The 867-nt window shown below is 50.1% G+C and carries 1 protein-coding gene; it reads left to right on the forward strand.

What is annotated here, in order from left to right; all coding sequences use genetic code 11:
• Nucleotides 1–19: 19 nt before the first annotated feature.
• The coding region (locus tag ABEA66_RS36245; protein WP_345595440.1) for an IS1595 family transposase at nt 20–867 on the forward strand (848 nt) is incomplete at its 3' end.

Consider the following 867-nt stretch of genomic DNA (forward strand, 5'->3'; position numbering starts at 1 on the left):
ACGTTCGGGAGTGGTTTTGATGGCAAAGAAGGAAGCAATGAATCTCATCCAGTTTCAAAAGGCATTCCAGACGGAAGAAGCATGCCATCGTCATCTTATGAAAATGAAGTGGCCTGAAGGCTTCCGTTGTCCAAAGTGTCAGCATGACAAGGCTTACGAGATCACGACACGTAAGCTGCCACTGTTTGAATGCGTCCGTTGTGGCCATCAAACTACTGTCATTGCAGGTACGATTTTCGAGAAAACGCGTACTGACCTTGTGAAATGGTTCTGGGCCATCTTTCTGATCGCTCACGATAAGCGAGGCGTTTCGGCGACGTATCTATCGGAGGAGCTCGGCATTGCCTATCAGACTGCATGGACGATCCAACATAAAGTGAGAAAGGCCATGGGCGAGCGCGATGCCTCCTATACGCTTGCCGGCATAGTTGAACTTGATGACGCTTTTTTCGGAGCGCCCACGGAGGGCGGGAAACGCGGGCGCGGCACGGAACAAACTCCCGTTCTCGTAGCCCTGTCGTTAGACAAGAAGGGCTGCCCGAAATATCTGAAAATGCAAGTGATTCCTGACGTGAAAGGTACCACGCTGGTGGATTTCGCACAGAAGTATATCGAAGCCGGGTCCACCATTTCCAGCGACAAGTATCGGTCTTACCAGGCACTGTCCAAACAAGGATACCAGCATGAAGCCAAGCTGTTTAACCCTGTTGAAAATCCGGATCATCTCAAGTGGCTTCATACGGTCATTTCCAATGCCAAAGCGTTTATTGGTGGTACGTTCCACGGTCTTGACTCGAAGCATTTACAAGCTTATCTGGATGAGTTTTGCTATCGGTTCAACCGTCGCGAGGTGAAGAGCGAGTTGTT

It is taken from the genome of Paenibacillus vulneris (assembly GCF_039543185.1).
Taxonomy (GTDB): Bacteria; Bacillota; Bacilli; order Paenibacillales; family NBRC-103111; genus Paenibacillus_S; species Paenibacillus_S vulneris.